The sequence below is a fragment of the Vibrio syngnathi genome, from assembly GCF_002119525.1.
GTDB lineage: Bacteria > Pseudomonadota > Gammaproteobacteria > Enterobacterales > Vibrionaceae > Vibrio > Vibrio syngnathi.
In genome coordinates this window covers 988,630-1,015,478 of the sequence record NZ_CP017916.1, presented here as the reverse complement: position 1 = coordinate 1,015,478, position 26,849 = coordinate 988,630, and the positions used below count along the sequence as shown (strand labels likewise).

Genomic DNA, 26,849 nt, shown 5'->3' with positions numbered 1-26,849 from the left:
AACCACCTTATACAGAAAGATGTGGCATGAAGTTACAAGGACGGTGGCTAGCATCCATCTGTTGCTTGATGATCTTAGTCCAACCCGTGCGACAAGCACCAGTAGAACCAGGCATCGCAAAGATTACTGTGTGGTTAGCAAAGCCCGCAATCGCACGAGATTGAATTGTCGATGTACCAATCTCTTCGTAAGACACTTGACGGAATAGCTCACCAAAGCCTTCTACTTCTTTGTCGAATAGTGGCTTAAGTGCTTCTGGGGTGCTGTCACGAGAAGTGAAACCCGTACCGCCAGTGATCATGATCGCTTGTACGCTGTCATCAGCAATCCACTGAGATACGATAGCGCGAATCTTGTACATGTCATCGATAACGATTTGCTTATCAACCACGTTGTGGCCTGCTTCTTTAGCATGTTCAGCTAGGTAACCACCTGACGTATCGTTTTCTTCTGTACGAGTATCTGAAACCGTTAGTACTGCGATGTTTGCTGCTTGAAATTTGCTTTCTGCGTGACCCATTTGTTCACCTATATATATTTTTCAATTATTAGGGCGTGTTGACCTTTCGTGATTAAATTTTGTTCGAGATAAAAGCGTTTTAATCGCGGCGAGGGGGAAGTAGCCTAGTCATTCTAAGCAAATCTCCCTCAACAAAGAGTAAAACGCTTTTAGCCCAACCCTTCGGGCAGCGTTTGCTGGTCATTTCTACGACGTTATCGGCTTCTCATGTAGGCTAGCTACACATCAAAGCCTCTGCCTTGTATAAATACCCAGCAACTCGCTGCAAAAATCAGCTCGAAAGAGCAACACGCCCTAGACTTATTCGCCCAGCTTAAAGAAGCTGAGTGATAAAATGCTTTAGAGTAGTTAGCGGGTTAACCGCCGATTGACGCCAAGTTTGGAGTCATGCCGCTGTTGCCATCATGTAAGAAGTGGCTAACAGACTTGGTTTGAAGCTGAGCCTGAATTCGATCAATGAGCTCTTGCTCTTGTTGATCTTCTTGAATCAGATCTCTCAGTTCAACACCATGGTCGCCAAACAGACATAGGTGAAGTTTACCGGTCGCAGAAACGCGCAGTCGGTTACAACTCTCACAAAAGTCTTTCTCGTAAGGCATGATCAAACCGATTTCACCCTGATAGTCTGGGTGGACAAACACTTGCGCCGGGCCATCGTTAACGGCTTTGACTTTTAACAGCCAACCATTAGCAATAAGCTGGTTGCGAATCGCAACGCCAGACACATGGTGTTTATCGAACAACTCGTCCATCTCGCCGGTTTTCATCAGCTCGATAAAACGTAATTGAATGGGCTTGTCTTTGATCCAATTAAGGAAGGCTGGTAATTCCTGACTGTTGAGGTCTTTCATTAATACGACGTTGACTTTGACTTGTTCAAAGCCAACCTCAAACGCTTTATCAATGCCCCGCATAACCTCAGTAAACTTATTCTCACCAGTGATCTGATGGAACATTCGCGAATCTAAACTATCCACGCTTACGTTTATATGGGTTAAACCAGCATCACGCCATTGCCCTACTTGTTTCTCCATGCGGTAGCCATTCGTTGTGGTGGCTACTTTTTCGATGCCTGGAGTAGAAGCAACGGTATGTATGATTTCAGGAAAGTCTTTACGCAGGCTCGGCTCTCCGCCAGTAATGCGGATCTTTGAGGTACCACAATCAGCAAACGCTTTTACAACGCGTTTGATCTCGGGAACACTTAAAAAAGACGAGTTTTTTTGCCCTGACGGTTTGTAACCATCCGGCAAGCAGTAAGTACATTTAAAGTTACAGACGTCTGTAACCGACAAGCGCAAGTAATAAAACTTGCGATGGAATCTATCTTCGAATTGTTGCGCCACGGAACACCTTTCCAAACACGGGAGGCATAATCATTTCCAATTAAGCCCTTGTGACAACATGTCACTGGCTCTTGATGCGTATCGGTACAGCAAATACCACTGTGCGACTTAGCATGCGAGAGCTCGGAGTTATGGCAACTGAGCGTTATATTCACACGCGCAGTAGCTGAGTAATAAAATACTTAATATTTGTACGTGAATCTAGCTCCGATGGTAAAAAACGGGTCACATCGGCAAAAAAAACGTATCAAACCCTCAAAATAACTCTTGTTGAGTATCTGACGAGAAGCATTTAACCTAAATTATAGTTGGTAATAATCTAACAAGAACAAAAAATGAATATTTACTCTTCAAAGAAAGTCGTAGCAATCGGTGGCGGTCACGGCTTAGGTCGCATGCTAGCTGCATTAAAAGACTTTGGTAGCAATGCGACTGGCATTGTTGCAACAACAGATAATGGTGGATCAACCGGGCGTATTCGAGACTGCCAAGGTGGTATTGCTTGGGGAGATACTCGTAACTGTATCAACCAATTAATCACAGAACCTTCGATCAGTTCGATGATGTTTGAATACCGCTTTCGCGGTCAGGGTGAACTCGATGGTCACAACTTAGGTAACCTAATGCTAACGGCGCTAGACAACCTTTCCGTTCGCCCATTGGAAGCAATCAACCTAATTCGAAATATGCTCAAAGTCGATGTGAATATTGTGCCAATGACGGAACATCCTTCCGATCTCACAGCACTTTCAATGGATGGTCGTTGGGTTACGGGTGAAACCAACGTTGACGATATGACAGAAAAACTGCGCATGATGGACTTGTCTCCAGAAGTACCGGCAACCAAAGAAGCTGTTGCTGCAGTTGAGCAAGCAGACTGCATTGTCCTTGGACCAGGAAGCTTTCTAACCAGTGTAATGCCGCCACTTCTACTGCCAGAGATTGGTAAAGCGATCGCAGATAATACTAAAGCCAAGGTTATCTTCGTTGAAAACCTGTCGCCAGAGCATGGACCTGCAGGGAAAATGACGCTACAAGAGCAATTGGAGTGGTGTGAACGTACCTGCAAGGCAAGAAAGATCGATGTTGTATTGGGTAACGCTCCGCACCCTGAACTTGAAGGGCTATGGAATTGCGTGACGACTGACCTTGCCTCTCCAAATAGAGACTGGCGACACGACCGCGTAAAACTCCAACAAGCAATTAGGGATCAGTTGGTTTAACTCGGCTTTCTGAATCTATGTACCGAACAAAAACAAGAAAAGGAGCACAATGCTCCTTTTTTAATTAAGTGATAACTGATCGCTTTAAAGCTCTGTCATTAACTGCTGGTACTCTTGGTAGGTGGATAACAAAATTTCCTGCATACCTTGAAAGTCGACCTCTGTCACTGGCAGTGCTTGTTTCACTTTTGCATCTAGGTTAATCGCAAAATTGCACAAAGAGTCCGCACCAAAGCTCGCAGCACTGCTCTTAAGTGCATGGCTAATATCCGCTAAATACTTGGATGTATCTGACTCTTTATTTAGCTCTAAGTGTTCGTAGTATCCCTTCAATTCACCTAAAAATATTTCCAGTAACACTGGGACATTCTCTTGCCCTATTTCACCGGCAAGCTCATCAACTTTTTGCTGATTTAATATTATCATCATTGCTCTTTTCTTATTATTTGGTGATTACTGCTTCGCATTCCATGTTTGCAATTTACGGTATATCGTAGACGGACTGACATCCAAGAAGCCTGCCGCACGAGGAACGTTACCGTCACACGCTTTAATGGCCTGTTCGATAGCCGTTTTCTCAGTGATCCACAATGGGAAAATATCTTTTACCGTGATGTCTTCGTTCTGCTTCTCTTTTAAACGAAGACTGTTTTCAATGGGTTGGTTCAATGGCGGTGGAAGCATGTTGAGAGTAATCTCTTTACCATTATTCAGTACCACCACATTTCGCAACACATTTTGTAACTGACGAACGTTCCCCGGCCACTCATATTGATTAAAGCGATCGAGTACTTCTTCAGCAAAACGTACGAACGCCTTACCTTCTTCGACAGACATGTAACCCAGCAATGAATATGCAATTTCGATGACATCCTCGCCACGCTCACGCAATGGCGGCAAGTGCAGTGGAATCACGTATAAACGATAGTATAAATCTTCTCTAAAGCGACCTTCTTGAACTTCTTTCCAAGGGTCGCGGTTGGTTGCACATACGAAACGAACATCCACACTCTTCATCTTCGAAGAGCCGACTTTTTGAAAAGTACCGGTTTGAATAAAACGCAGAAGCTTAGTTTGTAACTCTAAGTCCATTTCACACAATTCATCGAGGAACAGTGTTCCACCGTCTGCAAGTTCAGCAGCACCTTGACGGTCGGTTGCGGCACCAGTAAAGGCCCCTTTAACGTGACCAAACAGTTCACTCTCAATCAGATCTTTAGGGATCGCCGCACAGTTAATCGCGATAAATGGCTTATCTCCACGCTTGCTCGCAGCGTGAATGGCTTCAGCACACACCTCTTTACCGGTACCACTTTCGCCAGTGATGAAAATACTGGCCTTACTGGATGCGGCAGAATCGATAGTTCGGTAAACCTGCTGCATGGTTTGGCTGCTACCAATGAAACCTTGATAGTTTTGATTACCGGGATGTTCAGCGCTGTTTTTGAGTTTTGTCGCTTTGCGGATCGCGTTGTTCACCGTAATACGGAGTCGGTCGGCTTCACACGGTTTGATAAGGAAATCTTGGGAACCATGTCGCATGGCTTCTACGGCGGTATCGATAGAACCGTGAGCCGTCATGAAGATAACGGGAACTTCAGGATATTTTTGTTTTACAGCAAACAGTACATCCATACCCGTCATATCGGGCAGGCGTAGATCTAATAAAATGAGGTCTGGGATTCGATGGTTCAAACTCTCGATTGCATCGCGGCCAGTGCCAACAATGTTAATATCAATTTCGAGCGGTGTAAGATACGATCGATATAACGCTGCTACCGACGCGGTATCTTCTACCATTAACAAATACTTCGATTTGTTATCTAACGTTTTTGATTGCATATCCTAGCCATTTATAATTTGCATTTCTTATTATAATCGCATTCCGCTTTGCATTATGCAAATTAACCACAATATAAATATTGTGGTTAATTTGCTTGCTTAAAACAATCAATGCTTTATCTATATGGCACGAACGATGCAGCGGTATCGATGACCTTCGGGTCACCTAGCCAACTGACGTTGTTAGTGGACAGAGTGTTCACAAACGTAAGCCAGTAGAACGTTTCCTACTGGCTGTTTTTTTGTCTAATACACTCTCAATTCTTATGTTTTCAAGAATAATTTTTTTGCGCAAGAAGTGCGATTAGCTGAAGTGAAATTAGCTATTGGTAATGAACTGTTTTCTTAGTTGTTCAATTTCATCGCGCTTCTGTGCCGCCAATTCAAATTCCAAATTCTGAGCATGCTGATACATCGCTGCTTCCAGTTTACTGATCTCTTTATCAAGCTGTTGTGGCGTAAGCACCGCATAACTTTCAGAAGGCTCTGCAACCTTAGATAGAGGAACTTGTTTTGACTGGCGCTGCTGTTTCGACTTGGTCAGGTCACCCAACTCCATAATGTCTTTGATATTACGTTTCAGTGCTTGTGGCGTGATACCTTGCTCTTCGTTGTAGGCCTGCTGTTTCTCTCTGCGGCGGTCGGTTTCATCAATCGCTTTTCTCATCGACTTAGTAATTGAGTCTCCATATAGAATTGCTCGACCTTCCAAGTTACGTGCCGCACGACCAATTGTTTGAATAAGAGAACGCTCAGAACGTAAGAAGCCCTCTTTGTCCGCATCAAGAATCGCCACCAGCGATACTTCCGGCATATCCAAACCTTCTCGAAGTAAGTTAATACCCACTAACACGTCAAACTCGCCCAAACGTAGGTCTCTGATAATTTCTACGCGTTCAACAGTATCGATATCTGAGTGCAAGTAACGAACTTTAACGCCATGCTCACTCAGGTATTCAGTTAAGTCCTCTGCCATTCGCTTAGTTAGCGTAGTGACAAGCACACGCTCTTCTTTCGCTGAACGTATTCTGATTTCAGACAATAGGTCATCAACCTGAGTCGCGACAGGCCTTACTTCGATAATTGGGTCTAACAAACCAGTAGGACGCACCACTTGATCAGCAATCTCGCCGTCTGATTTTTCTATTTCGTAATTACCCGGCGTGGCCGACACAAAAATAGTCTGAGGAGCGATCGATTCGAACTCTTCAAACTTCATTGGACGGTTATCCAATGCCGAAGGTAGGCGGAAACCAAATTCAACCAAGGTTTCTTTACGAGAGCGATCACCTTTATACATGGCACCGATTTGCGGTACCGTTACATGCGACTCATCAATGATCAGCAGACCATCATTAGGTAAGTAATCAAACAAGGTTGGCGGTGCTTCACCTTCATTACGTCCACTCAAATAGCGAGAGTAGTTTTCGATACCCGAGCAGAAACCGAGCTCCGTCATCATTTCGATATCAAACTGAGTTCTTTGAGAGATACGCTGTTCTTCGAGAAGCTTATTATTATCTTTTAGGTATTGAGCCCTATCGCGCAGCTCATCCTTAATCTTCTCAATCGCCTCAAGGATTTTCTCTCGTGGGGTTACATAGTGAGTTTTTGGATAAACCGTAAAGCGCGGTAAATCTCTTTGCTTAACTGCACCAGTTAGTGGGTCAAAGATACTAATACAATCGACTTCGTCATCGAACATCTCAATCCTAACCGCATCTTGATCAGATTCAGCCGGGAAAACATCAATCACTTCACCGCGCACGCGAAACTGACCACGTTCAAATGCGACGTCGTTTCTTGAATATTGCAGCTCCGCCAAACGGCGCAAAATATCACGCTGATCCATAACCTCACCACGACTCAAGTGAAGCATCATTTTCAAATAAGACTTAGGATCACCAAGACCATAGATAGCCGATACAGAAGCCACAATGATGGCGTCTTTTCGCTCCAATAAGGCCTTGGTCGCCGAAAGTCTCATCTGTTCGATATGAGCATTCACCGACGCATCTTTCTCAATGAATGTGTCTGTGGTCGGTACATACGCTTCAGGCTGGTAGTAATCGTAGTAAGAAACGAAGTACTCAACGGCATTATTTGGAAAAAATGACTTCATCTCGCCATAAAGTTGAGCTGCCAGTGTCTTATTAGGCGCTAACAATATTGCAGGTCTTTGAGATTGAGAAATGACGTTGGCAAGGGTAAATGTTTTACCAGAGCCCGTTACCCCTAATAGAGTTTGATGTGCCAAACCAGAATCTAGTCCATCTAGTAATTTGGTTATCGCCGTCGGCTGGTCACCGGACGGACTGTAGTCCGATACCAAGTCAAAGAGTTTACTCATAGGTCGCCATTTCCATACTGTTTATTTAATCAGGTCATTGTCACTCTAGGAGGAGTGTCGTTGCAACTATTATCTAGAGAAATGCATCTTAAGATTAGATATCAGTTATAGCTTTTATTTTTGGAACTTGGTATTATCCGTGCCCCTGCAAGATCTCTTCAGCTAAATTACTCGATTTTTAATCCACTACTTTTCCCCAAAAAATCTAAAAATAGCACTTGTTTTACTGTTTATTTTATAATCTTAAAAAGTTATACAATCGTGATATTTCGACATTAGCCGTTTAAATACATCACGTTACTGCAGATTTTCACATTTCCAGATTTATCCCAATGATTGTTGTTAAAGTTTCACGCACACACTTATCCACAATTTTGGTGGATAACTAAAGCAAAGCTAAATCTGATAAGGCGTTCAAGAAAGTAAAGTTTTTTATCTTATTTTTTTCTGCTATTTTTTATTGACAGAAAATAGGAGTCTTATTAAAATTCGCGTCGCTAACAAGCAATTCCCCTTTAGTTCAGTTGGTAGAACGGCGGACTGTTAATCCGTATGTCGCAAGTTCAAGTCTTGCAAGGGGAGCCAAATTCAGAAAAAAGCTCAATCGAAAGATTGGGCTTTTTTCGTATATAACTGCGACTAACTTGTTCCAAGTTAATGTCACAAACCTAGCCGCCCGCGTTCAAGTCTCGACAAGGGGGCCAAATTTAAAGAAGCCGCATCACTCGATGCGGCTTTTTGCGTTTTAGCGGTTTGGGAATGTATTCGACTCGCAGCTTTCCTTCTCTTTTTGATAGTTCTGAGCACCAAAATCCACAAATATGACCCTATTCTTAGGAAGCAAATCGAGCTCAATTCAAGAATGATCTTATGAAAGATCCAATTCAACTACTCCTACAAACTTGTCTCACGAAGTAAAAATTGGCCGTCTATACTTACGGTAACTTTAATAATCAATCGATTACCTGATGTTTTTTTCACCAAGTGTCTAAATCCCTAGTGATCCTTGGTTGTTATTAGGTAAGCAAAGCAGGATAATATCGGGATCGGAATCTCAAGAATTAATCCATTATGACCGAATACCTTTTGTTGTTGGTTGGCACAGTGCTGGTCAATAACTTTGTGCTAGTGAAATTTTTAGGGCTATGTCCTTTCATGGGAGTCTCCAAGAAACTGGAGACTGCGATTGGCATGGGCCTCGCGACGACTTTCGTTCTGACGTTAGCGTCGGTATCTGCATACCTAGTAGAAACCTACATCCTTACCCCTCTGGGTATTGAATACCTGCGTACCATGAGCTTTATCTTGGTTATCGCGGTAGTTGTTCAATTTACGGAAATGGTCGTTCACAAAACCAGCCCTACCCTTTATCGCCTATTGGGTATCTTTCTGCCTCTTATCACCACCAACTGTGCGGTATTAGGTGTGGCACTTCTGAACATCAATGAAAACCACAACTTCATTCAGTCGATCATCTATGGTTTCGGCGCGGCTGTTGGTTTCTCTCTTGTTCTGATCCTATTTGCTGCGATGCGTGAACGTATTGCGGTTGCTGATGTTCCAATGCCCTTCAAAGGCGCATCGATTGCGATGATCACAGCAGGCCTAATGTCTCTGGCATTTATGGGCTTTACTGGGTTGGTGAAGTAAGCATGAGTACCATCTTAATTGCAATCATTGCACTCGCCGTTTTAGCCGCCGTTTTTGGCGCTATCTTAGGCTTTGCTTCTATCCGATTTAAAGTAGAAGCTGATCCGATCGTTGATCAAATCGACACCATATTGCCGCAAACTCAATGTGGTCAGTGTGGCTACCCTGGCTGTCGCCCATACGCAGAGGCGATCGCTAACGGAGATAAGATCAACAAATGCCCTCCCGGCGGCCAAGCTACGATTGAGAAGCTTGCAGATTTAATGGGCGTAGAAGTTGAAGACTCCGCTCATGACTTAGATAACAAAGTAAAAACCGTTGCTTTCATTCATGAAGATATGTGTATCGGCTGTACCAAGTGTATTCAAGCCTGTCCTGTTGACGCCATTGTTGGTGGCACCAAGGCACTGCACACCGTCATCAAAGATGAATGTACAGGCTGTGACCTATGTGTCGCACCGTGCCCTACTGACTGTATCGAAATGATTCCAGTGGCAACAACGACTGAAAATTGGAAATGGCAGATGAACATCATTCCTGTTACAGATATCACTAACCAAGCAACTGATGCGACTGCGTCAGAGCCTAAGGCGTAGGGTTAGTATGATCTCTTTAATTGAACAAATTCGTACGGGCTCTATTTGGAACTTCCCGGGCGGTGTGCACCCTGCTGAAAACAAGAAACAGTCCAATACCACTGACATCGTTCATGCAAGGCTTCCTGAAGAAATCGTTCTTCCTGTAAAACAACACATCGGTAAGCCAGGTAACTTATTGGTTGCTGCGGGTGACACCGTGCTAAAAGGCCAACAACTGACAGCCTTGGACACGGGTTTTACCTTGCCAGTACACGCACCAACATCGGGTGTGATTACCGCTATTGAACCAAGAACTACCGCTCACCCTTCAGGCTTAAGTGAACTCAGTGTGGTTATTAAACCTGACGGTTTAGACACTTGGATTGAAAAACACCCAGTTGAAGACTTTTCAACAAAGACCTCAGACGAGCTGCTTGATGTGATTCGCCAAGCTGGCATTTCAGGCATGGGCGGTGCAGGCTTCCCTACCGCGAAAAAGCTTCAGTCAGGCCTTGGCCGTACCGACATTTTGATCGTCAACGCTGCTGAGTGTGAACCTTACATCACCTCTGATGACAAGTTGCTTCAAGAACATGCCGAAGAAGTACTAAAAGGCATCGAAGTGGTTGAACACATCCTTCAACCAAAACTGACCGTGATTGGTATTGAAGACAACAAGCCCGACGCGATAAAAGCACTTGAGATTGCAGCAAAAGACAAAGATATCGTCATTCGTGTTATCCCAACTAAATACCCTTCTGGTGGTGAGAAGCAACTTATCAAGATCCTCACCAACAAAGAGGTTCCAGCTGGCGGCATCCCTGCAGACATTAGTGTTTTGGTTCAGAACGTCGGTTCTCTTTACTCGATTAAGCGAGCGGTAATTGACGGCGAACCTGTGGTTAACCGCGTTGTGACATTAACCGGTAAAACCTTTAAGCAACCTCGTAACGTTTGGGCACTATTAGGCACACCAGTACATGAGTTACTTGAAGAGTTTGGCTACAAAGCAGATAAAAAACTGCCGCGTTTAATTTTGGGCGGCCCGATGATGGGTTTTACCTTGCCGCATGCCAATGTGCCAATCACCAAAACGTCGAACTGTATTTTAGCGCCAACGCGTCGTGAGATCTCACCAAGCACTTACGAGATGGAATGTATTCGTTGCAGCGCGTGTGCTGAAGCTTGTCCTGCGTCTCTACTTCCTCAACAACTGCAATGGCATGCGAAAGCCAACGAGTTGGATAAGTGTGAAGAGCTGAATATTAAAGACTGTATTGAATGTGGTGCTTGTGCGTTTGTCTGCCCAAGTGAAATCCCTCTTGTTCAGTACTATCGCCAAGCGAAAGCCGAAATCAAAACAAGAAAAGACGAAGCGACAGCTGCAGAGCGCGCCAAGATTCGTTTCGAAGAGAAAAACGCTCGTATGGAGCGTGACAAAGCAGAACGTGAAAACCGCTTTAAGAAAGCCGCTGACAACCGTCGTAAAGATATGAAATCTGCGGATGGTGATGATGCAATAGCAGCTGCTATTGCTCGCGTTAAAGCGCAAAAAGCAGCGGCAGACCAAACACCTAATGCGGAACCAGCAGTAAAACCTGCGGTTGCTGCTGCGATTGCCAAGGCAAAAGCAAAACAAGCTGCGGCTCAAAAAGCCGATGGCGCTGAACCAGACAATTCAGAAATGTCTAAACTGCGTGAAGAACGTAAGCGTCAAGCTCGAGAGCGCAAGGCGCAACAAGCAGCAACTGATACTCCTGCAGAAAGCTCTGGTGATGCTAAGAAAGACGCAGTCGCTGCGGCCATTGCTCGCGCTAAAGCCAAGAAAGCACAGCAAACAGAATCAGCTTCTGAAGCTCCGACTGAAAAATCTGGTGATGCTAAGAAAGACGCGGTCGCTGCGGCCATTGCTCGCGCTAAAGCCAAGAAAGCACAGCAAACAGAATCAGCTTCTGAAGCTCCAGCTGCAAGCTCAGGTGACGCTAAGAAAGACGCAGTCGCTGCTGCAATAGCTCGCGCCAAAGCCAAGAAAGCACAGCAAACAGAATCAGCTTCTGAAGCTCCGGTTGAAAAATCAGGTGACGCTAAGAAAGACGCGGTCGCTGCGGCCATTGCTCGCGCTAAAGCCAAGAAAGCACAGCAAACAGAATCAGCTTCTGAAGCTCCAGCTGCAAGCTCAGGTGACGCTAAGAAAGATGCAGTTGCTGCCGCTATTGCTCGAGCTAAAGCCAAGAAAGCACAGCAAGCTAAGCAAGACCAAACAGCAGAAACTCCTGAGCCAGTGATTGAAGTTGAAGCTGAAATTCAATCAGAGCCCGTCGATCCTAAAAAAGCTGCCGTTGCCGCTGCAATAGCTCGCGCTAAAGCGAAGAAAGCACAGCAAGCTAAGCAGGTCGAAGCAGAAGCAACCGCTCCTGAAGCTGTAGTTGAAATTGAAGTGGAAGCTGAGATTCGATCAGAACCAGTCGATCCTAAAAAAGCAGCTGTTGCTGCCGCAATTGCTCGTGCTAAAGCAAGAAAGGCGCAGCAAGAGCAAGACAAAAAGAATAATGAGGAGAAAGAGTAGTGGCCTTCTTTATCGCCAGCTCACCGCACGCGCACAATCGTAGAAGTACCCCAGATCTCATGAAATGGGTCGCTATTTGTGCATTGCCAGGTCTACTAGCTCAAACCTACTTCTTTGGATGGGGTACACTCATCCAGTTAGTATTTGCTATTGCACTTGCTGTTACCTTTGAAGCCGCTGTAATGCTGTTAAGAAAGCGTCCGCCAGTGATGGCATTGCGTGATTACAGCGCTGTTGTGACCGCTTGGCTACTCAGTGTCGCGATTCCCCCACACTCTCCGTGGTGGATTCTAGTGATAGGTATGTTCTTTGCTATTGTCATCGCTAAGCACCTATATGGCGGCCTTGGACAAAATCCATTTAATCCAGCGATGGTTGCTTACGTTGTTTTGCTGATCTCATTCCCAGTTCAAATGACCAGTTGGAATGCGCCGACCAGCTTAACCGCTGAAGCAACAAGCTTTGTTGACTCCTTCTTGATGATCTTTACTGGTTTCAATAATGAAGGTTTATCTCTACAACAAGCTCGTCTTGGTATTGATGGCACCACTATGGCGACGCCACTCGATGCCTTCAAAACCGCATTAACGGCAGGTAACACAGCTTCTGAAGCTCTGTCTCAACCTCAATTCAGCTGGTTAGCTGGCGTGGGTTGGGAATGGGTAAACCTTGCTTACCTTGTTGGTGGCCTAGTGTTGATTAAGCAACGTGTGATTCAATGGCATATTCCGGTAGCTTTCATCGGCAGCCTTGCGCTGTTTAGCCTGGTATTCTTAATCTTAACGCCAGGTGAAACCGCTTCGCCAACCATTCACCTATTGTCTGGCGCAACCATGCTTGGTGCATTCTTCATTGCAACCGATCCGGTTTCAGCCTCGACGACAGTGAAAGGTCGCTTGGTATTTGGTGCGCTGATCGGCGGGTTAGTCTTTATTATCCGCAGTTGGGGTGGCTTCCCTGATGGCGTGGCGTTTGCTGTATTGTTAGCCAACATGTGTGTTCCACTGATTGACTACTACACCAAACCTCGTACATACGGCCACTAAGGAGCGGATACCATGCTAAATGCAATTAAGAAAAACGGCCTTGTACTCGCGATTTTTGCGTGTGCTTCTACAGGTTTGGTCGCGGTAACTCACTACCTGACCAAAGACCAGATTAAGCAGCAAGAACAGGCTCAGTTACTGTCTGTGCTTAACCAAGTGATCCCGCACAATCTTCATGACAACGAGCTGTTTTCAGCTTGTACTTTGGTGGAAGCTGAGGAGCTTGGAACAGAACAAGCAATGCCGGCTTATATTGCTACACTCAACGGTGAACCGAGTGCGATTGCGATCGAAGCCATTGCTCCTGATGGCTACAATGGTGCAATAAAAGTAATTGTTGGGATGAAAATTGACGGTACCATTTTGGGTACACGTGTGCTTTCCCACAGGGAAACTCCGGGGTTAGGCGATAAGATTGACCTTCGAGTGAGTGATTGGATACTCTCTTTTGCAGGTAAACAAGTAACCGAGTCGAATCTTGATCGCTGGAAAGTTCGCAAAGATGGTGGTGACTTTGACCAGTTTACTGGCGCGACCATCACACCAAGAGCGGTCGTTAAGTCCGTCAAACAGGCGGTACAGTACGTTAACCAAAACAACCAAGCATTGCTTGCTCAACCTCTAAATTGTGGTGGTGAATAATGAGTGACCATAAAACACTGATTAAAAATGGCATGTGGGCCAATAACCCTGCTCTAGTTCAGCTTCTTGGGTTGTGTCCGCTGTTGGCTGTCTCTTCGACAGTGACGAACGCACTTGGCTTAGGTATTGCTACCTTGCTTGTATTGGTCGGTTCGAACGTTTCTGTCTCTTTGGTTCGAAACCATGTGCCAAAAGAAGTTCGTATTCCAGTATTCGTGATGATCATTGCATCACTGGTAACCTGTGTTCAACTACTGATGAATGCCTACGCATACGGGCTTTACCTATCTTTGGGTATCTTCATCCCACTGATCGTAACCAACTGTATCATCATTGGCAGAGCTGAAGCCTTCGCTTCTAAAAACGAAGTTTTACCTGCTGCTCAAGATGGTTTCTGGATGGGCCTTGGCATGACATCGGTACTGGTTGTATTGGGTGCGATGCGTGAGGTTATTGGTAACGGAACCCTATTTGATGGCGCAGACTTGCTCCTTGGTGATTGGGCTTCGGTATTGCGCATTCAGATATTCCAATTTGATAACAGCTTCTTGTTAGCCCTGCTACCACCAGGTGCCTTTATTGGTGTTGGTTTCTTGATTGCTTTGAAAAATATCATCGACAACCAAGCTAAAGCTAGACAGCCCAAACAAGAAAAACCAGCTATTGAACGCGCTCGCGTTACCAATGCCTGATAAGTTACAGTAGCTTAAACCCTGCTGAGTAACTCAACCGCTCAGCAGGTAAATAGATTAACCAAGTACACATAATAATGACGCTCATAAGAGCGCGTAACCGATGATAAAGCCTGAACCATTGCGGAACTTGTTATTTTAAAACGAGTAAGTTTGAAAGAACTCCGCCGGAACTCAAGCCCTAACTATTTGAAAGTAATGTCGCTATGAACAATGTAAAACGAGTAGAAATACTTGAGCGTTTAAGAGAAAACAATCCCAAGCCAGAAACTGAGCTTAACTGGAACAGTCCTTTCGAGTTGCTGATCGCCGTGCTCTTATCTGCGCAGGCAACCGATGTCAGCGTCAACAAAGCCACTGATAAGCTTTACCCTGTGGCTAATACTCCACAGGCTATTTTCGACCTAGGTGTCGATGGCCTAAAAGAGTACATCAAGACCATCGGTCTGTTTAATTCGAAAGCAGAAAACACCATCAAAACGTGTCGTATGCTGCTTGACCTACACAATGGTGAAGTACCGGAAGATCGCGCTGCATTAGAAGCCCTTCCAGGCGTTGGTCGTAAAACAGCCAACGTAGTGTTAAATACTGCATTCGGTTGGCCAACCATTGCCGTTGATACTCACATCTATCGTGTATCAAACCGCACTAAGTTAGCGATGGGTAAAACCGTCGACGATGTCGAGGCAAAGCTGCTCAAAGTTATTCCCAAAGAATTCAAACTGGATGTCCACCATTGGCTCATTCTTCATGGACGTTACACCTGTGTTGCGCGTAAGCCACGCTGTGGCAGCTGTATCATAGAAGACCTATGTGAGTTCAAAGAGAAGACGGACGTCTAGGCTCATAAGCTGTTAGCCCTAAGCGAAAGAAGCTAACAAGCCTATTGGCCAAAAGCGCCGCGTTTATCTAGCGGCATAAAACAGAATTACAAAAACGTATACATAGTTAAAGCTAGGAGCAAATCATGTCAAACGGCCGTATTTTACACACCATGCTACGCGTTGGTGATCTAAATAAGTCTATCGAATTCTACACAAACGTAATGGGCATGCAGCTATTGCGTAAGAACGAAAACAAAGAGTACGAATACACGCTGGCTTTCGTTGGCTTTGGTGACGAATCTCAAGGCGCTGTGATTGAGCTGACTTACAACTGGGGTACGACTGAATATGACCTTGGCTCAGCTTTTGGTCACGTTGCTATCGGTGTTGATGACATCTACACAACGTGTGATGCAATTAAAGCGGCAGGCGGTAACGTAACACGTGAGGCTGGCCCTGTTAAAGGCGGTTCAACTCATATCGCATTCGTAAAAGACCCCGATGGCTACATGATTGAGTTAATTCAGAACAAACAAGCAAGCGCAGGTCTTGAGGGTTAATCCTTCGCTAGACTCTGCAATATTCTGGCTTTAAAGCCCAGTATAAACAAACATAATAAGCGAGCATAAAGCTCGCTTTTTTTATAGCTCTATTAATAATTGATATTCTTTACTAATTATTACAACATTCTCACTGATGAAACTTTACATGATAATAATTATCATTTAAATTAAGTCCCCTATTGATTAGTGAGGTAACACAATGATTAGCGAATGGGAAAAACACACGTTACTTGCCGATACGGCATTGCAGCTCGACGATCCTGTACAAAGTATTCTTCACTATCAGCAAGCATTGAGTTTAAGCGAAAAAATTACTGAACGTACCGATATCCAAGCGGACGAGCGCTTACTTATCTCTGTGATTTCTTGCCACAACCTCGCTCAGTTTTGGCGATGGGCCGGCGATACTGAATATGAACTCAAATATCTCCAATTGGCTTCAGAAAAAGTACTGACCCTGATCCCTCAATGCCCCAATTCGCAATGTTCAAGCTTCATTGACTCTATTGGTTGCTGTAAGAAAGCCCTTATCGATTTCATGAAACGCCACCCCAATCCTAAAATTGCCTCTATGGTGGAAAAAATCGATACCGCGACCAACTGTGAAATGATTGCTCGCTTCCGCTTGAACTAAACGAGTTACTTAAACACAACGGCTCCAAATTTCAAATATAAAAAAGCCCGTCATCAGTGAAAACGGGCTTTGTCATTTCAAAACGAGCTATTGTTCAGCTTAAACCTGTGTGCGACCTAAAGAGATCACAACACGTCGGTTTTTGTCTTTACCAATTGGCGAGTTGTTATCAGCAATTGGACGGCGCTTACCATAACCTTGAACTTGGATGCGGTCTTCTGGCAAGCCTAGAGATTTAAAGTACTCTCTTAATGATTCCGCTCTGCGCTCTGAAAGATTCTGGCTAATACCTTTACTATCGACGGAATCGGTGTATGTAGCCACCAGCACAAGGTCGATGTCTTGATTATAGCGAACGTAGTCGGCAATCTGGCTGAGTCTCTTACGTGAAGACTTATTCAACTGATCGCTGTTACGATCGTAGTGCAAGATAGTAAAAGAGATATCTTCGAAGCTGTAAGGCAATAAGTTGGCGATACAGTCACTGAACACATTGTACTTTTCTTGGAATAATACCGATGACAGTGCAACTTCGATTCGCTGATCTCGGCTCTGCCACTCTTGATAACTGAATGTCGGGTAACGCCCTTTCTCCAACTCACTCAAAATACCCCAAGCGGTTTGACCACCAACATAGCCATCAAATTGTTGGAAGAATTTAATGGTCGTCATGCGGTCAGCACTTTCGCCCGGACGCCAAGCTGGCGGCATAGAGATCAAGCTTACGTTGCGTGTCGCCCCCATTGGACGGCGCATTTTAAGCTCAAAGTCTAAAATGATCTTTTTACTCGCACGAGATGAGAACTCAGCATCACCAAAATTTGGGATTGGGTGAACCAAGCGACACTCAAGTGGCGTATTAGCCACCATCTCCCACGTCGACTGTTGAGGAGATGCTCCGTAACGCTTTTCTTGTGCCAATACCGATGACGACATAAGTAGCGAAAATAGCATTGAACCTGTTATGAGTTGTTTCTTCATAAAGTGGAGTATCTCTTAAGCAATTCGTTTAACAATGCAGCCAATTGCCGCATTTTTCTCTCACGTTTGAATATGCAATTATCAAGCCGAAATAGGTCGGCTAATTTATGATTTATTGCCCTTCCCTAGTTTTTATCACCGCTATTATCTGCAATAATGCAGCCTTAATCACACATATTTGGGCTAACATGACTGTAGAAAACGAAGCTCTGACCCTAAAAAAACGCTTTCGTGGCTATTTTCCAGTGGTCATCGACGTGGAAACCGCAGGGTTTAACGCTGAAACCGATGCATTATTAGAAATCTGTGCCATTACACTAAGAATGGATGAGAACGGAGATCTGCACCCTGCATCAACGCTTCATTTTCACATTGAGCCTTTTGAAGGCGCAAATATAGAGCAGGCAGCATTAGACTTTAACGGAATTAAAGACCCATTTAGCCCATTACGTGGTGCTGTGTCGGAACAAGAAGCCCTTAAAGAAATCTACAAGCTTGTGAGAAAAGAACAAAAAGCTTCAGATTGCAGTCGCGCAATCATGGTCGCTCACAATGCTACGTTCGATTTAAACTTTGTTAATGCAGCAAGTGAGCGTTGTAAGCTTAAACGCGTCCCTTTCCATCCATTTGCAACTTTTGACACTGCAGCCCTTAGTGGTCTTGCCTACGGCCAAACCGTTTTGGCTAAAGCTTGCCGCACTGCAGGGATGGAATTTGACAACAAAGAAGCACACTCTGCTTTGTATGATACGCAAAAAACCACAGAGTTATTTTGCGGCATTGTAAACAAATGGAAAGCCCTTGGTGGTTGGCCTCTTGTTGACGAAGAATAAAAATAGAGTCGGTAAACGTTCACTCGTATTGCCGTCATAAAAAACACAACATCCCGAGAATAATATGAACCCTGTTGTAATTTCAGTTTGCATCATGCTTGTTTTAGCTTTGATGCGTGTAAACGTAGTCGTGGCTCTCACGTTCAGTGCAATTATCGGTGGCGTAGCCTCTGGTATGGACTTGAACGATGCTGTCGCGGCTTTCGAAAGTGGATTAGGTGGCGGTGCAACTATCGCACTTAGCTACGCTATGCTTGGTACATTCGCTGTTGCTATCTCTCGTTCTGGTATCACAGACCTACTTGCTCAAAGCGTCATTAAGCGCATTCACGGCAAAGAGAACAGTGCGGCATCTAATGGTCTAAAATACGGCATCCTTGCATCTTTGATCTTAGTGACCATGTCTTCGCAAAACGTGATTCCTGTGCATATCGCCTTCATCCCAATTTTAATCCCACCTCTATTAGGCGTATTCGCAAAAATGAACCTAGACCGTCGTCTGGTTGCGTGTGTACTTACTTTTGGCCTGATTACTCCGTATATGGTTCTACCTATCGGTTTTGGTGGCATCTTCCTAAACAACATCCTGCTTAAAAACCTTCACGACAACGGTCTTGAAAACGTAGTAGCAAGCCAAGTACCAATGGCAATGTTGTTACCGGCTGCAGGCATGATCTTTGGCCTGCTTACGGCAGTATTCTTTACTTACCGTAAGCCTCGCCAGTACAAAGAAACGTCTCATACTGTTGTTTCAACCGAAGTGAAAGAGATCAACAAGAAGCACATCCTAGTGGCTGCTGCGGGTATTGTTGCTGCGCTAACGGTTCAACTGTCGACGGGTTCTATGATCATCGGTGCTTTGGCTGGTTTCATGGTCTTCACCTTCGGTGGTGTAATCGCTTGGAAAGAGACACACGATGTCTTCACTAAGGGCGTTCACATGATGGCAATGATCGGTTTCATCATGATTGCAGCGGCTGGTTTTGCGGCAGTAATGAAGCAAACGGGTGGCGTTGAGTCTCTGGTTGAAGCGCTTTCAACAAGCATCGGTGACAACAAACCTCTAGCAGCGCTACTTATGCTCGTTGTTGGTCTACTAGTAACTATGGGGATTGGTTCTTCGTTCTCTACGATTCCAATCCTTGCAACTATCTACGTTCCTCTAGCGGCAGCATTTGGTTTCTCACCAATGGCAACAATCGCGCTAGTAGGTACCGCAGCTGCGCTAGGTGATGCGGGCTCTCCAGCTTCTGACTCAACATTAGGTCCAACATCTGGTCTTAATGCTGATGGTCAACACGAGCACGTATGGGAAACCGTAGTACCGACGTTCCTACACTACAACATCCCACTGATCGTATTCGGTTGGGTTGCAGCTATGGTTCTGTAATTCGATTCGGTCGTAAAGAGCCCTAAGCTATCTATTACAAAGACCGCATCGTGCGGTCTTTTTGTATCTGGAATGTCTTCCTTTTCTCTTGTTCTTTAACTCTCAGCCCATTATCACCGCAATAAACTCATTGCATCGAACAAAAGAAAAGGCTTACTCCTACGAATAAGCCTTAGAAATCATTACGCCAATATGAACAGCTTTCACTGAATTACGCAGCGGGAGCGTTATTCACAAGTATCTCGCGAATAGACTTAAGCGTCGCTTCCGTTGAATGGTAATCCAATTCAACTTCACTAAAGATACCGTTCACCTCAAGCATTAAGCTTGGGTAAGAATGCACTCCCATCGCTTCTTTAAAGCCTAACTGGTCATCTAACTCGCTTTCCAAAAGTTTACTAGAAAGGTCATTTTCAAACTGTTGTACATTCATCCCTAGCTCTTGAGCTAACTGCAAATGCGTTTCTTGGCTATGAGGCAGCATCGCACGAAGGTAGTAAGCGTGTTGGATCGCTTCAAGCATTGCTTCGTAGTGATCCTGAAAACCAGCGGCGATCACGGCACGACACGCAGGGTAAGTACTGCGAACCGGTTGGCATTCAGTCCAAAATTCATGATTAAATTCCGTACCCAGCTTAATTTCAATCTGCTTCCAAATCGCTTGAAGCTTGCCTTTCATCTCTTCTGACATCGGCTCTTCAGAATCTGGAGCCAAACCACCGACTACGTAGTTAAACTCAATGCTCGCTGGCAATTGTTGTTTTAATAACTCAAGCGTTGGCTTGTAACCCCAACACCAGCTGCACATTGGATCATGCACATAATGAAGTTTTACGTTCATTGTTCATTCCTTATCGAGTCTTTGTTGAACCACTCAAACGAAAAAAGGAGCCTAATTAAGGCCCCTTCCATTCAATATTTAAGCACCAAGGCCTAAAGCTTACTCAGCGTCGTCGCCAGCTACTTTAGCAGCGGCTTCTTTAACGATTGGCTGAAGCTCACCTTTTTGGAACATCTCAAGAATGATATCACAACCACCGATTAGCTCACCTTCAACCCAAAGTTGTGGGAACGTTGGCCATTGTGCGTAAGCTGGAAGCTCTGCACGGATGTCAGGGTTTTGTAGGATATCTACGTAAGCAAATTTCTCACCACATGCCATTAGCGCTTGAGACGCTTGAGAAGAGAAACCACAGCTAGGTAGCTTAGGAGAACCTTTCATGTACAGTAGAATAGTGTTTTCTTCAATTTGCTGTTTGATTTTATCGATAGTTTCCATTGCTTCCTCGTTAATGGATTACGGCTTTCATTGCCTTTATTCTACCCCAAACCAAAAGAATAAAAACCATATAAAAAAAGCGGTTAACAAGTTAGGCTAACAATTCCCACAAAAGTGATGAATTAAGCTTTTAATAAAGTAAAAACTTGCTAAACTATATCGCAAGTCAGCAAATTGACCGTGGTTGGCAATATAGCGAGCCATGAATAATAATATCACTGGAAGCAATCGAAAGAGTTAACTCTTTCATATCAATGGAGAATTGAGCAATGGCATTTGAACTACCGGCTCTTCCTTACGCGAAAGACGCGCTAGAACCACACATCTCAGCAGAAACGCTAGATTTCCACCACGGTAAGCACCACAACACTTACGTTGTTAAGCTAAACGGTCTTATCCCAGGTACTGAGTTTGAAGGCAAAACACTAGAAGAGATCGTTAAGACTTCTACTGGTGGTGTTTTCAATAACGCAGCTCAAATCTGGAACCACACGTTCTACTGGCACTGTCTTGCTCCTAAAGCAGGCGGCGAACCAACAGGCGCTGTTGCAGAAGCTATCAACGCTGCATTCGGTTCTTTCGAAGAATTCAAAGCGAAATTCACTGATTCTGCAATCAACAACTTCGGTTCTTCTTGGACTTGGTTAGTGAAGAAAGCTGACGGTTCTCTAGACATCGTTAACACTTCTAACGCTGCTACTCCTCTAACAGAAGAAGGTGTTACTCCACTTCTAACTGTTGACCTATGGGAACACGCTTACTACATCGATTTCCGCAATGTTCGCCCTGACTACATGGCTGCATTCTGGAACCTAGTAAACTGGTCTTTCGTAGAAGAGAACCTAGCTAAGTAATTATTACTTACGCTGCGCTATTTATAGCGAGTTATCTAATGAAAGCTCATGCCTCGGCGTGAGCTTTTTTGTATCTGTCGTATTCCATAAAATCTAAACCTTTCTGAGCCAATGAGCCTAAAGTGCTTACTTCGCTACCTATTCCTTGCGCTCTTCCTCTCTCTGCATAAATTATTTATTTGCCTGTGATTAAACTCTAAAGTTTGCCGATTCCATGCCGTTAAAGATGTATCCAATGAGAGGCAACATGCAAATACATACTTTAGACAAAGCAGGAATCATTAACGAACTGAAGTTCGGCATCGGGATCAGCCAAGCGGTTGAGCAAGGTCGCCGTGCAGATTTTGCGTTGCTGTTATCTATGTTTTCTAATGATGTTCGCGATTGTACTCCCATCGACACGATTGACGTCACTGAAACGACTGAAGATCGCCTACGCAAGCAATTTGGCGTAGCAGAGCCGCAACAACTGCGTTCGAATCAATCGTCGTATGAAATTTCAGCGAAACAATCGAATCACTTTCATCAAGCTAGCCTTGCCAGCGCCAAACTAAGCCACTATTTGAAACCTGAAGCACTTGCTTTCATGCCTGAAGATACGGCCGACTTCCCCGAAGAGGTTTACCAAAACCTTTCTGGTCATGACCGGCGTAAACTCGCAAATAAACAGCTGCCTGATTTACCAAATGCGACGCTCTACAACGAGCTATCGACAGCTCAACGTCAGTATCAGATTCAGGCGCAAGTATAACTGCTGCCTAGCATTCCTCTCTCGCTCAATATTCACGACTATTCTTTGTTCAATCTCGCTGTTTGAATGATTGATATAAGCAATATGAACCATCACCTTTGGTCGTCATCAAACCGAAGATGTCGGTTACCACTTGAAGTTACTGCAAAATGTGACCTGCCACAAAGTTCATAGAAAGTTATCAATGGGTACACCTTAGTTTGAGCCAATTCACACCCGCTGTATGAAATTTAACCCATTCTTATCCAACATGGACGATTTGCTTAGGTACTGGGATGGAAATAAAAAGCTCAATTATATTGGTAACATCTGCTGGCTCGCGATTGGGAGGAACGATTGCGAATCACTTTGTTAACCTTGGAGCCACTGTCATCCTTTGTGATAAAGACGCAGAAGCACTTCAGGCGACTTATTTACAATGCGCCCGCTTCTCCGACTCTGTTTACCATTACACGCTCGCAGGGAATGACAACCAAGCTATTCTCAGCGTATTTGATTTTATTCAAGCCACCTTCAACACGACACCCGATGTTCTGGTCAATAACTGGATAAGCTCCCCAATGCCTAGTCTAATTGGCGATCAACCTGTCGGTAGCTTTATCAATGATCTGTCAGCTATGGCATCGACCCTTTTCTCTTTTGGGCAAATCAGTGCAGAGAGATTACGAGAGCAAGACAAAGAAGGCGTGATTGTGAATGTGATATCTCACGATGACTTTCATGATGTGTCAGGCTTAGAGAGCGCAAACTCCATGATTACCGGCTTTACCCATAGCTGGGCGAAAGAGCTAACGCCATTTGGTATTCGAGTCGGCGGTGTTGTCCCTGCCGTCCATAACTCCGAAGGCAAGCTCAATGGGTGTCACTGGGCACAACTTCAAGACGAACTGACCAGAACAACGGAATACATCGTCTCTAATGATTACTTTAGTGGGCGGGTTGTCGCTGCAGAGGTGTAAGCGTCTGCGGAGATGTAAGTGGAGAATAAAAAACAAACCTATTCCAATTCATACAAAAAAAGCCCCAACCTTTCGGTTGGGGCTTTGAATTTCCCGATAGATAAGTATCGTGCTAGCGAAAACCTATCTCAAACTAATGCTTACTTATTATGCGTTAGCTTTTTCTTTTTTAGCTTTTGGCGCTTTCGCGTCAGCTGGCTTTTGATCTGCTTTCTTAAGGATAACTGTAGTACCTTCGAAAGTTTCACCTTCAACGTATGGTTGGCCGAAGTAAGACGTTGTTAGAACTTCTTTAAGCTCAGTGATTAGAGGGTAACGTGGGTTAGCACCTGTACACTGGTCATCGAACGCTTCTACAGCTAGCTCGTCTAGTTTCGCGATGAAGTCAGACTCGTTAACACCCGCCGCTTGGATAGACAGTGGGATGTCTAAGTCAACTTTAAGCTCTTCTAACCAAGTCAGTAGACGTTCAATCTTCTGAGCAGTACGGTCACCAGCTTGGCTTAGGCCTAGGTGGTCAGCAACTTCAGCGTAACGACGACGTGCTTGTGGACGGTCGTACTGAGAGAATGCAGTCTGCTTAGTTGGGTTATCGTTCGCGTTGTAACGTACAACGTTAGAGATAAGTAGTGCGTTAGCAAGACCGTGTGGTAGGTGGAACTCAGCACCAATTTTGTGAGCCATTGAGTGACACACACCTAGGAATGCGTTCGCAAAAGCAATACCAGCGATAGTTGCTGCGTTGTGTACTTTCTCACGAGCGATTGGGTCTGCTGAACCATTTTTGTAGCTTGATGGTAGGTATTCTTTAAGCATCTTAAGCGCTTGAAGAGCTTGACCATCTGAGTATTCATTCGCAAGAACAGATACGTAAGCTTCTAGTGCGTGAGTTACTGCATCGTAACCACCGAACGCTGTTAGAGACTTAGGCATGTTCATAACTAGGTTAGCATCAACAACAGCCATGTTAGGCGTGATTTCGTAATCCGCTAGTGGGTACTTAGCACCAGTCTTGTCGTCAGTAACAACTGCGAATGGAGTAACTTCTGAACCCGTACCTGAAGTAGTAGTGATACATACTAGCTCAGCTTTCTGACCCATTTTAGGGAACTTGTAGATACGTTTACGGATGTCCATAAAGCGCATTGCTAGTTCTTCGAAGTGAGTTTCTGGGTGCTCGTACATAACCCACATGATCTTAGCAGCATCCATTGGAGAACCGCCACCTAGAGCAAGGATTACGTCAGGTTGGAAGCTCTTCATTGCTTCAGCGCCTTTCTCAACAACAGACAGTGTTGGATCCGCTTCTACATCGAAGAATACTTGAACTTCAATACCCTGTGCTTTCAGGATTTGTACTACGTCATCTGCGTAACCGTTGTTGAATAGGAAACGGTCAGTTACTAGGAATGCGCGTTTCTTACCTTCTAGGTCGCTCATTGCGATTGGAAGGCTACCACGACGGAAGTAGATAGACTTAGGTAGTTTGTGCCACAACATGTTTTCAGCTCGCTTCGCTACAGTTTTCTTGTTGATAAGGTGCTTAGGACCTACGTTCTCAGAGATAGAGTTACCACCCCATGAACCACAACCTAGAGTTAGAGAAGGTGCAACGTTGAAGTTGTACAGGTCACCGATACCACCGTGAGTAGTAGGGATGTTGATTAGGATACGAGCCGTCTTCATCTTGTCACCGAAGTAACGAATACGATCTGCGTTTACGTCTTGGTTGGTGTAAAGACCAGACGTGTGACCGATACCACCGATTTCAACCATCGTTACCGCTTGAGCAACAGCATCTTCGAAGTCGTCTGCACGGAATAGACCTAGAGTAGGAGACAGTTTCTCGTGAGCGAATTCGTCATCGTAAGAAACTTTACCAAGACCTTCACCTACAAGTACTTTTGTATCAGCAGGAACTTTAACACCCGCCATTTCAGCGATTGCTGGAGCAGGTTGACCTACGATTTTAGCGTTTAGGTTGCCGTCGATAAGCAGTACTTTACGTACTTTATCAGCGTCAGCTTTAGATAAAACGTGAGCTTTGTGAGAAGCGAAACGCTCTTTAACTTCGTCATATACTTCGCTAACAACGATTGCTGCTTGCTCAGAAGCACATACAACGCCGTTATCGAATGTTTTAGACATAAGGATAGATGCTACAGCACGTTTGATGTCAGCTGTTTCATCGATAACTACAGGAACGTTACCAGCACCAACACCGATAGCAGGCTTACCAGAAGAGTATGCCGCTTTAACCATGCCTGGACCACCAGTAGCAAGGATAAGTGCAATACCGTCGTGCTTCATCAGCGCGTTAGAAAGTTCTACAGATGGTTGGTCAATCCAACCGATGATGTCTTTTGGAGCGCCCGCTGCTACTGCTGCGTCTAGAACCAGTTTAGCTGCATCGTTCGTTGAGTTCTTTGCACGTGGGTGTGGCGAGAAGATGATGCCGTTACGTGTTTTAAGAGAGATTAGAGATTTGAAGATTGCTGTAGAAGTTGGGTTCGTTGTTGGAACGATACCACAAATGATACCTACAGGCTCAGCGATAGTCATTGTGCCTAGGCTTTCATCTTCATCAAGAATGCCACATGTTTTTTCGTCTTTGTATTTGTTGTAGATAAATTCAGATGCAAAGTGGTTTTTGATAACCTTATCTTCAACAATACCCATTCCAGATTCAGCAACTGCTTGTTGAGCAAGTGGAATACGAGCGTGGTTAGCAGCAAGAGAAGCTGCGCGGAAGATTGCGTCTACTTTCTCTTGAGAGAATGTTGCAAACTCTTCTTGTGCTGCTTTAACGCGTGCTACTAGAGCATCAAGTTCCGCTAAGTTAGTTACAGGCATGGTGGATCTCCTAAAATAATAAATATTAAAAACTTTTTATTAATTTCGCTGCTTGCTTTTAACCTCAAACAACAACGTTCTTAGTAAATTGCTTTCAGGGCTGAGTATATTATTTCACTGTGTGAAAAAAATTGACCCAGATCAGTTACCCAAAAAGAATTAACCAAAAAGTAGTAAGGCAATCGCAAAAACCGACTTAAGATCATGATTTATATAGATTAAAATCACACTTTTAGTTAGTTCAAAAAACAAGCAAACAGACAAATTTTTTCTACATTGCGTAACAAACTGTAAAAAAGTTTCATTTTTAGTCAGTTAAATTACATGTATACAGCTATATTCGTGCTACTGAGAGTATATCCATACCGTTGCACGGGCTAGATTTTGACATAATTTTTATTAAATTCGTGCGATGGTTAACAGTTACTCGATAATAAATTACAAAATGAAACACTAACGACCAACTTGCAACA

The 26,849-nt window shown here is 44.4% G+C and carries 24 protein-coding genes, 1 tRNA gene and 1 riboswitch; of the genes, 16 read left to right on the top strand and 9 right to left on the bottom strand.

Features of this window, described 5'->3' with window-relative positions; translation table 11 throughout:
• Positions 1-7 precede the first annotated feature (7 nt).
• Both moaB and moaA read right to left on the bottom strand, forming a co-directional pair.
• A complete protein-coding gene (gene moaB / locus K08M4_RS04925; protein ID WP_010437177.1) occupies positions 8-520 on the bottom strand; it encodes a molybdenum cofactor biosynthesis protein B in 513 nt (170 codons plus the stop codon).
• A gap of 356 nt (positions 521-876) precedes the next feature.
• A complete protein-coding gene (gene moaA / locus K08M4_RS04915; RefSeq protein WP_029223023.1) occupies positions 877-1,866 on the bottom strand; it encodes a GTP 3',8-cyclase MoaA in 990 nt (329 codons plus the stop codon).
• A riboswitch (molybdenum cofactor riboswitch) is annotated at positions 1,855-2,007 on the bottom strand. (Overlaps the previous gene by 12 nt.)
• Positions 2,008-2,201: 194 nt before the next feature.
• Between moaA and K08M4_RS04910 the strand changes: the two genes are divergently transcribed.
• Positions 2,202-3,089, top strand: coding sequence for a YvcK family protein (locus K08M4_RS04910; RefSeq protein ID WP_086049050.1), 888 nt, complete (start codon positions 2,202-2,204; stop codon positions 3,087-3,089).
• 84 nt (positions 3,090-3,173) lie between these two features.
• On the opposite strand, the gene luxU is transcribed toward K08M4_RS04910, so the two are convergent.
• The 3 genes from luxU to uvrB all read right to left on the bottom strand — a co-directional run bounded on the left by luxU (position 3,174) and on the right by uvrB (position 7,281).
• Entirely contained in the window at positions 3,174-3,518 is a 345-nt protein-coding gene (gene luxU, locus K08M4_RS04905; protein WP_086049049.1) for a quorum-sensing phosphorelay protein LuxU, read from the bottom strand.
• A gap of 24 nt (positions 3,519-3,542) precedes the next feature.
• Entirely contained in the window at positions 3,543-4,931 is a 1,389-nt protein-coding gene (gene luxO / locus K08M4_RS04900; RefSeq protein ID WP_086049048.1) for a quorum-sensing sigma-54 dependent transcriptional regulator LuxO, read from the bottom strand.
• Between the two features lie 319 nt (positions 4,932-5,250).
• Positions 5,251-7,281, bottom strand: coding sequence for an excinuclease ABC subunit UvrB (gene uvrB, locus K08M4_RS04895; protein ID WP_086049047.1), 2,031 nt, complete (start codon positions 7,279-7,281; stop codon positions 5,251-5,253).
• 509 nt (positions 7,282-7,790) lie between these two features.
• Here uvrB and K08M4_RS04890 point away from each other — a divergent pair.
• The 10 genes from K08M4_RS04890 to K08M4_RS04845 all read left to right on the top strand — a co-directional run bounded on the left by K08M4_RS04890 (position 7,791) and on the right by K08M4_RS04845 (position 16,476).
• Positions 7,791-7,866 (top strand) — tRNA-Asn (locus tag K08M4_RS04890).
• A gap of 486 nt (positions 7,867-8,352) precedes the next feature.
• On the top strand, positions 8,353-8,931 hold the full coding sequence (rsxA, locus tag K08M4_RS04885) for an electron transport complex subunit RsxA (protein ID WP_004734039.1): 579 nt from the start codon (positions 8,353-8,355) through the stop codon (positions 8,929-8,931).
• A gap of 2 nt (positions 8,932-8,933) precedes the next feature.
• Entirely contained in the window at positions 8,934-9,527 is a 594-nt protein-coding gene (rsxB, locus tag K08M4_RS04880; RefSeq protein ID WP_004734040.1) for an electron transport complex subunit RsxB, read from the top strand.
• 7 nt (positions 9,528-9,534) lie between these two features.
• Positions 9,535-12,075: an electron transport complex subunit RsxC gene (gene rsxC / locus K08M4_RS04875; RefSeq protein ID WP_086049046.1), complete on the top strand. Its 2,541-nt coding sequence runs from the start codon at positions 9,535-9,537 to the stop codon at positions 12,073-12,075.
• Complete coding sequence (gene rsxD / locus K08M4_RS04870; protein WP_004734042.1) at positions 12,075-13,121, top strand: electron transport complex subunit RsxD; 1,047 nt, start codon at positions 12,075-12,077, stop codon at positions 13,119-13,121. The genes rsxC and rsxD overlap by 1 nt, the downstream gene beginning before the upstream one ends.
• 12 nt (positions 13,122-13,133) lie before the next feature.
• Positions 13,134-13,763: an electron transport complex subunit RsxG gene (gene rsxG, locus K08M4_RS04865; RefSeq protein ID WP_016793915.1), complete on the top strand. Its 630-nt coding sequence runs from the start codon at positions 13,134-13,136 to the stop codon at positions 13,761-13,763.
• The gene (locus tag K08M4_RS04860; protein ID WP_004734044.1) at positions 13,763-14,455 is read left to right on the top strand and encodes an electron transport complex subunit E; all 693 of its coding nucleotides are present in this window, start codon (positions 13,763-13,765) and stop codon (positions 14,453-14,455) included. Before rsxG ends, K08M4_RS04860 begins: the two co-directional genes overlap by 1 nt.
• 206 nt (positions 14,456-14,661) lie before the next feature.
• Entirely contained in the window at positions 14,662-15,297 is a 636-nt protein-coding gene (nth, locus tag K08M4_RS04855; protein ID WP_010437137.1) for an endonuclease III, read from the top strand.
• 125 nt (positions 15,298-15,422) lie between these two features.
• Positions 15,423-15,839 carry a lactoylglutathione lyase gene (gene gloA, locus K08M4_RS04850; protein WP_086049045.1) on the top strand — a complete coding sequence of 139 codons (417 nt, stop codon included), beginning with the start codon at positions 15,423-15,425 and terminating at the stop codon, positions 15,837-15,839.
• A 202-nt stretch (positions 15,840-16,041) separates the two neighbouring features.
• Complete coding sequence (locus K08M4_RS04845) at positions 16,042-16,476, top strand: DUF2753 domain-containing protein (protein WP_086049044.1); 435 nt, start codon at positions 16,042-16,044, stop codon at positions 16,474-16,476.
• 99 nt (positions 16,477-16,575) lie between these two features.
• On the opposite strand, the gene motY is transcribed toward K08M4_RS04845, so the two are convergent.
• Positions 16,576-17,457: a flagellar protein MotY gene (gene motY / locus K08M4_RS04840; protein ID WP_086049043.1), complete on the bottom strand. Its 882-nt coding sequence runs from the start codon at positions 17,455-17,457 to the stop codon at positions 16,576-16,578.
• A 188-nt stretch (positions 17,458-17,645) separates the two neighbouring features.
• On the opposite strand from motY, the gene rnt reads away from it, so the two are divergent.
• A complete protein-coding gene (rnt, locus tag K08M4_RS04835) occupies positions 17,646-18,290 on the top strand; it encodes a ribonuclease T (RefSeq protein WP_029222960.1) in 645 nt (214 codons plus the stop codon).
• Between the two features lie 64 nt (positions 18,291-18,354).
• Positions 18,355-19,680, top strand: coding sequence for a Na+/H+ antiporter family protein (locus K08M4_RS04830; RefSeq protein WP_086049042.1), 1,326 nt, complete (start codon positions 18,355-18,357; stop codon positions 19,678-19,680).
• 211 nt (positions 19,681-19,891) lie between these two features.
• Here K08M4_RS04830 and K08M4_RS04825 read toward each other — a convergent pair whose 3' ends face one another.
• Together K08M4_RS04825 and K08M4_RS04820 are read right to left on the bottom strand one after the other, a co-directional pair.
• On the bottom strand, positions 19,892-20,521 hold the full coding sequence (locus K08M4_RS04825; RefSeq protein WP_086049041.1) for a DsbA family protein: 630 nt from the start codon (positions 20,519-20,521) through the stop codon (positions 19,892-19,894).
• A gap of 99 nt (positions 20,522-20,620) precedes the next feature.
• Positions 20,621-20,959, bottom strand: coding sequence for a Grx4 family monothiol glutaredoxin (locus K08M4_RS04820; RefSeq protein WP_009848715.1), 339 nt, complete (start codon positions 20,957-20,959; stop codon positions 20,621-20,623).
• Positions 20,960-21,228: 269 nt separating this feature from the next.
• On the opposite strand from K08M4_RS04820, the gene sodB reads away from it, so the two are divergent.
• The 3 genes from sodB to K08M4_RS04805 all read left to right on the top strand — a co-directional run bounded on the left by sodB (position 21,229) and on the right by K08M4_RS04805 (position 23,523).
• Complete coding sequence (gene sodB / locus K08M4_RS04815) at positions 21,229-21,813, top strand: superoxide dismutase [Fe] (RefSeq protein WP_004734050.1); 585 nt, start codon at positions 21,229-21,231, stop codon at positions 21,811-21,813.
• 247 nt (positions 21,814-22,060) lie between these two features.
• Positions 22,061-22,564 (top strand): VC2046/SO_2500 family protein, encoded by a 504-nt coding sequence (locus K08M4_RS04810; protein ID WP_261340866.1) that lies wholly within the window; start codon positions 22,061-22,063, stop codon positions 22,562-22,564.
• Positions 22,565-22,839: 275 nt separating this feature from the next.
• Positions 22,840-23,523, top strand: coding sequence for an SDR family oxidoreductase (locus tag K08M4_RS04805; protein ID WP_086049039.1), 684 nt, complete (start codon positions 22,840-22,842; stop codon positions 23,521-23,523).
• A gap of 147 nt (positions 23,524-23,670) precedes the next feature.
• On the opposite strand, the gene adhE is transcribed toward K08M4_RS04805, so the two are convergent.
• Complete coding sequence (adhE, locus tag K08M4_RS04800; RefSeq protein WP_086049038.1) at positions 23,671-26,376, bottom strand: bifunctional acetaldehyde-CoA/alcohol dehydrogenase; 2,706 nt, start codon at positions 26,374-26,376, stop codon at positions 23,671-23,673.
• Positions 26,377-26,849 lie beyond the last annotated feature (473 nt).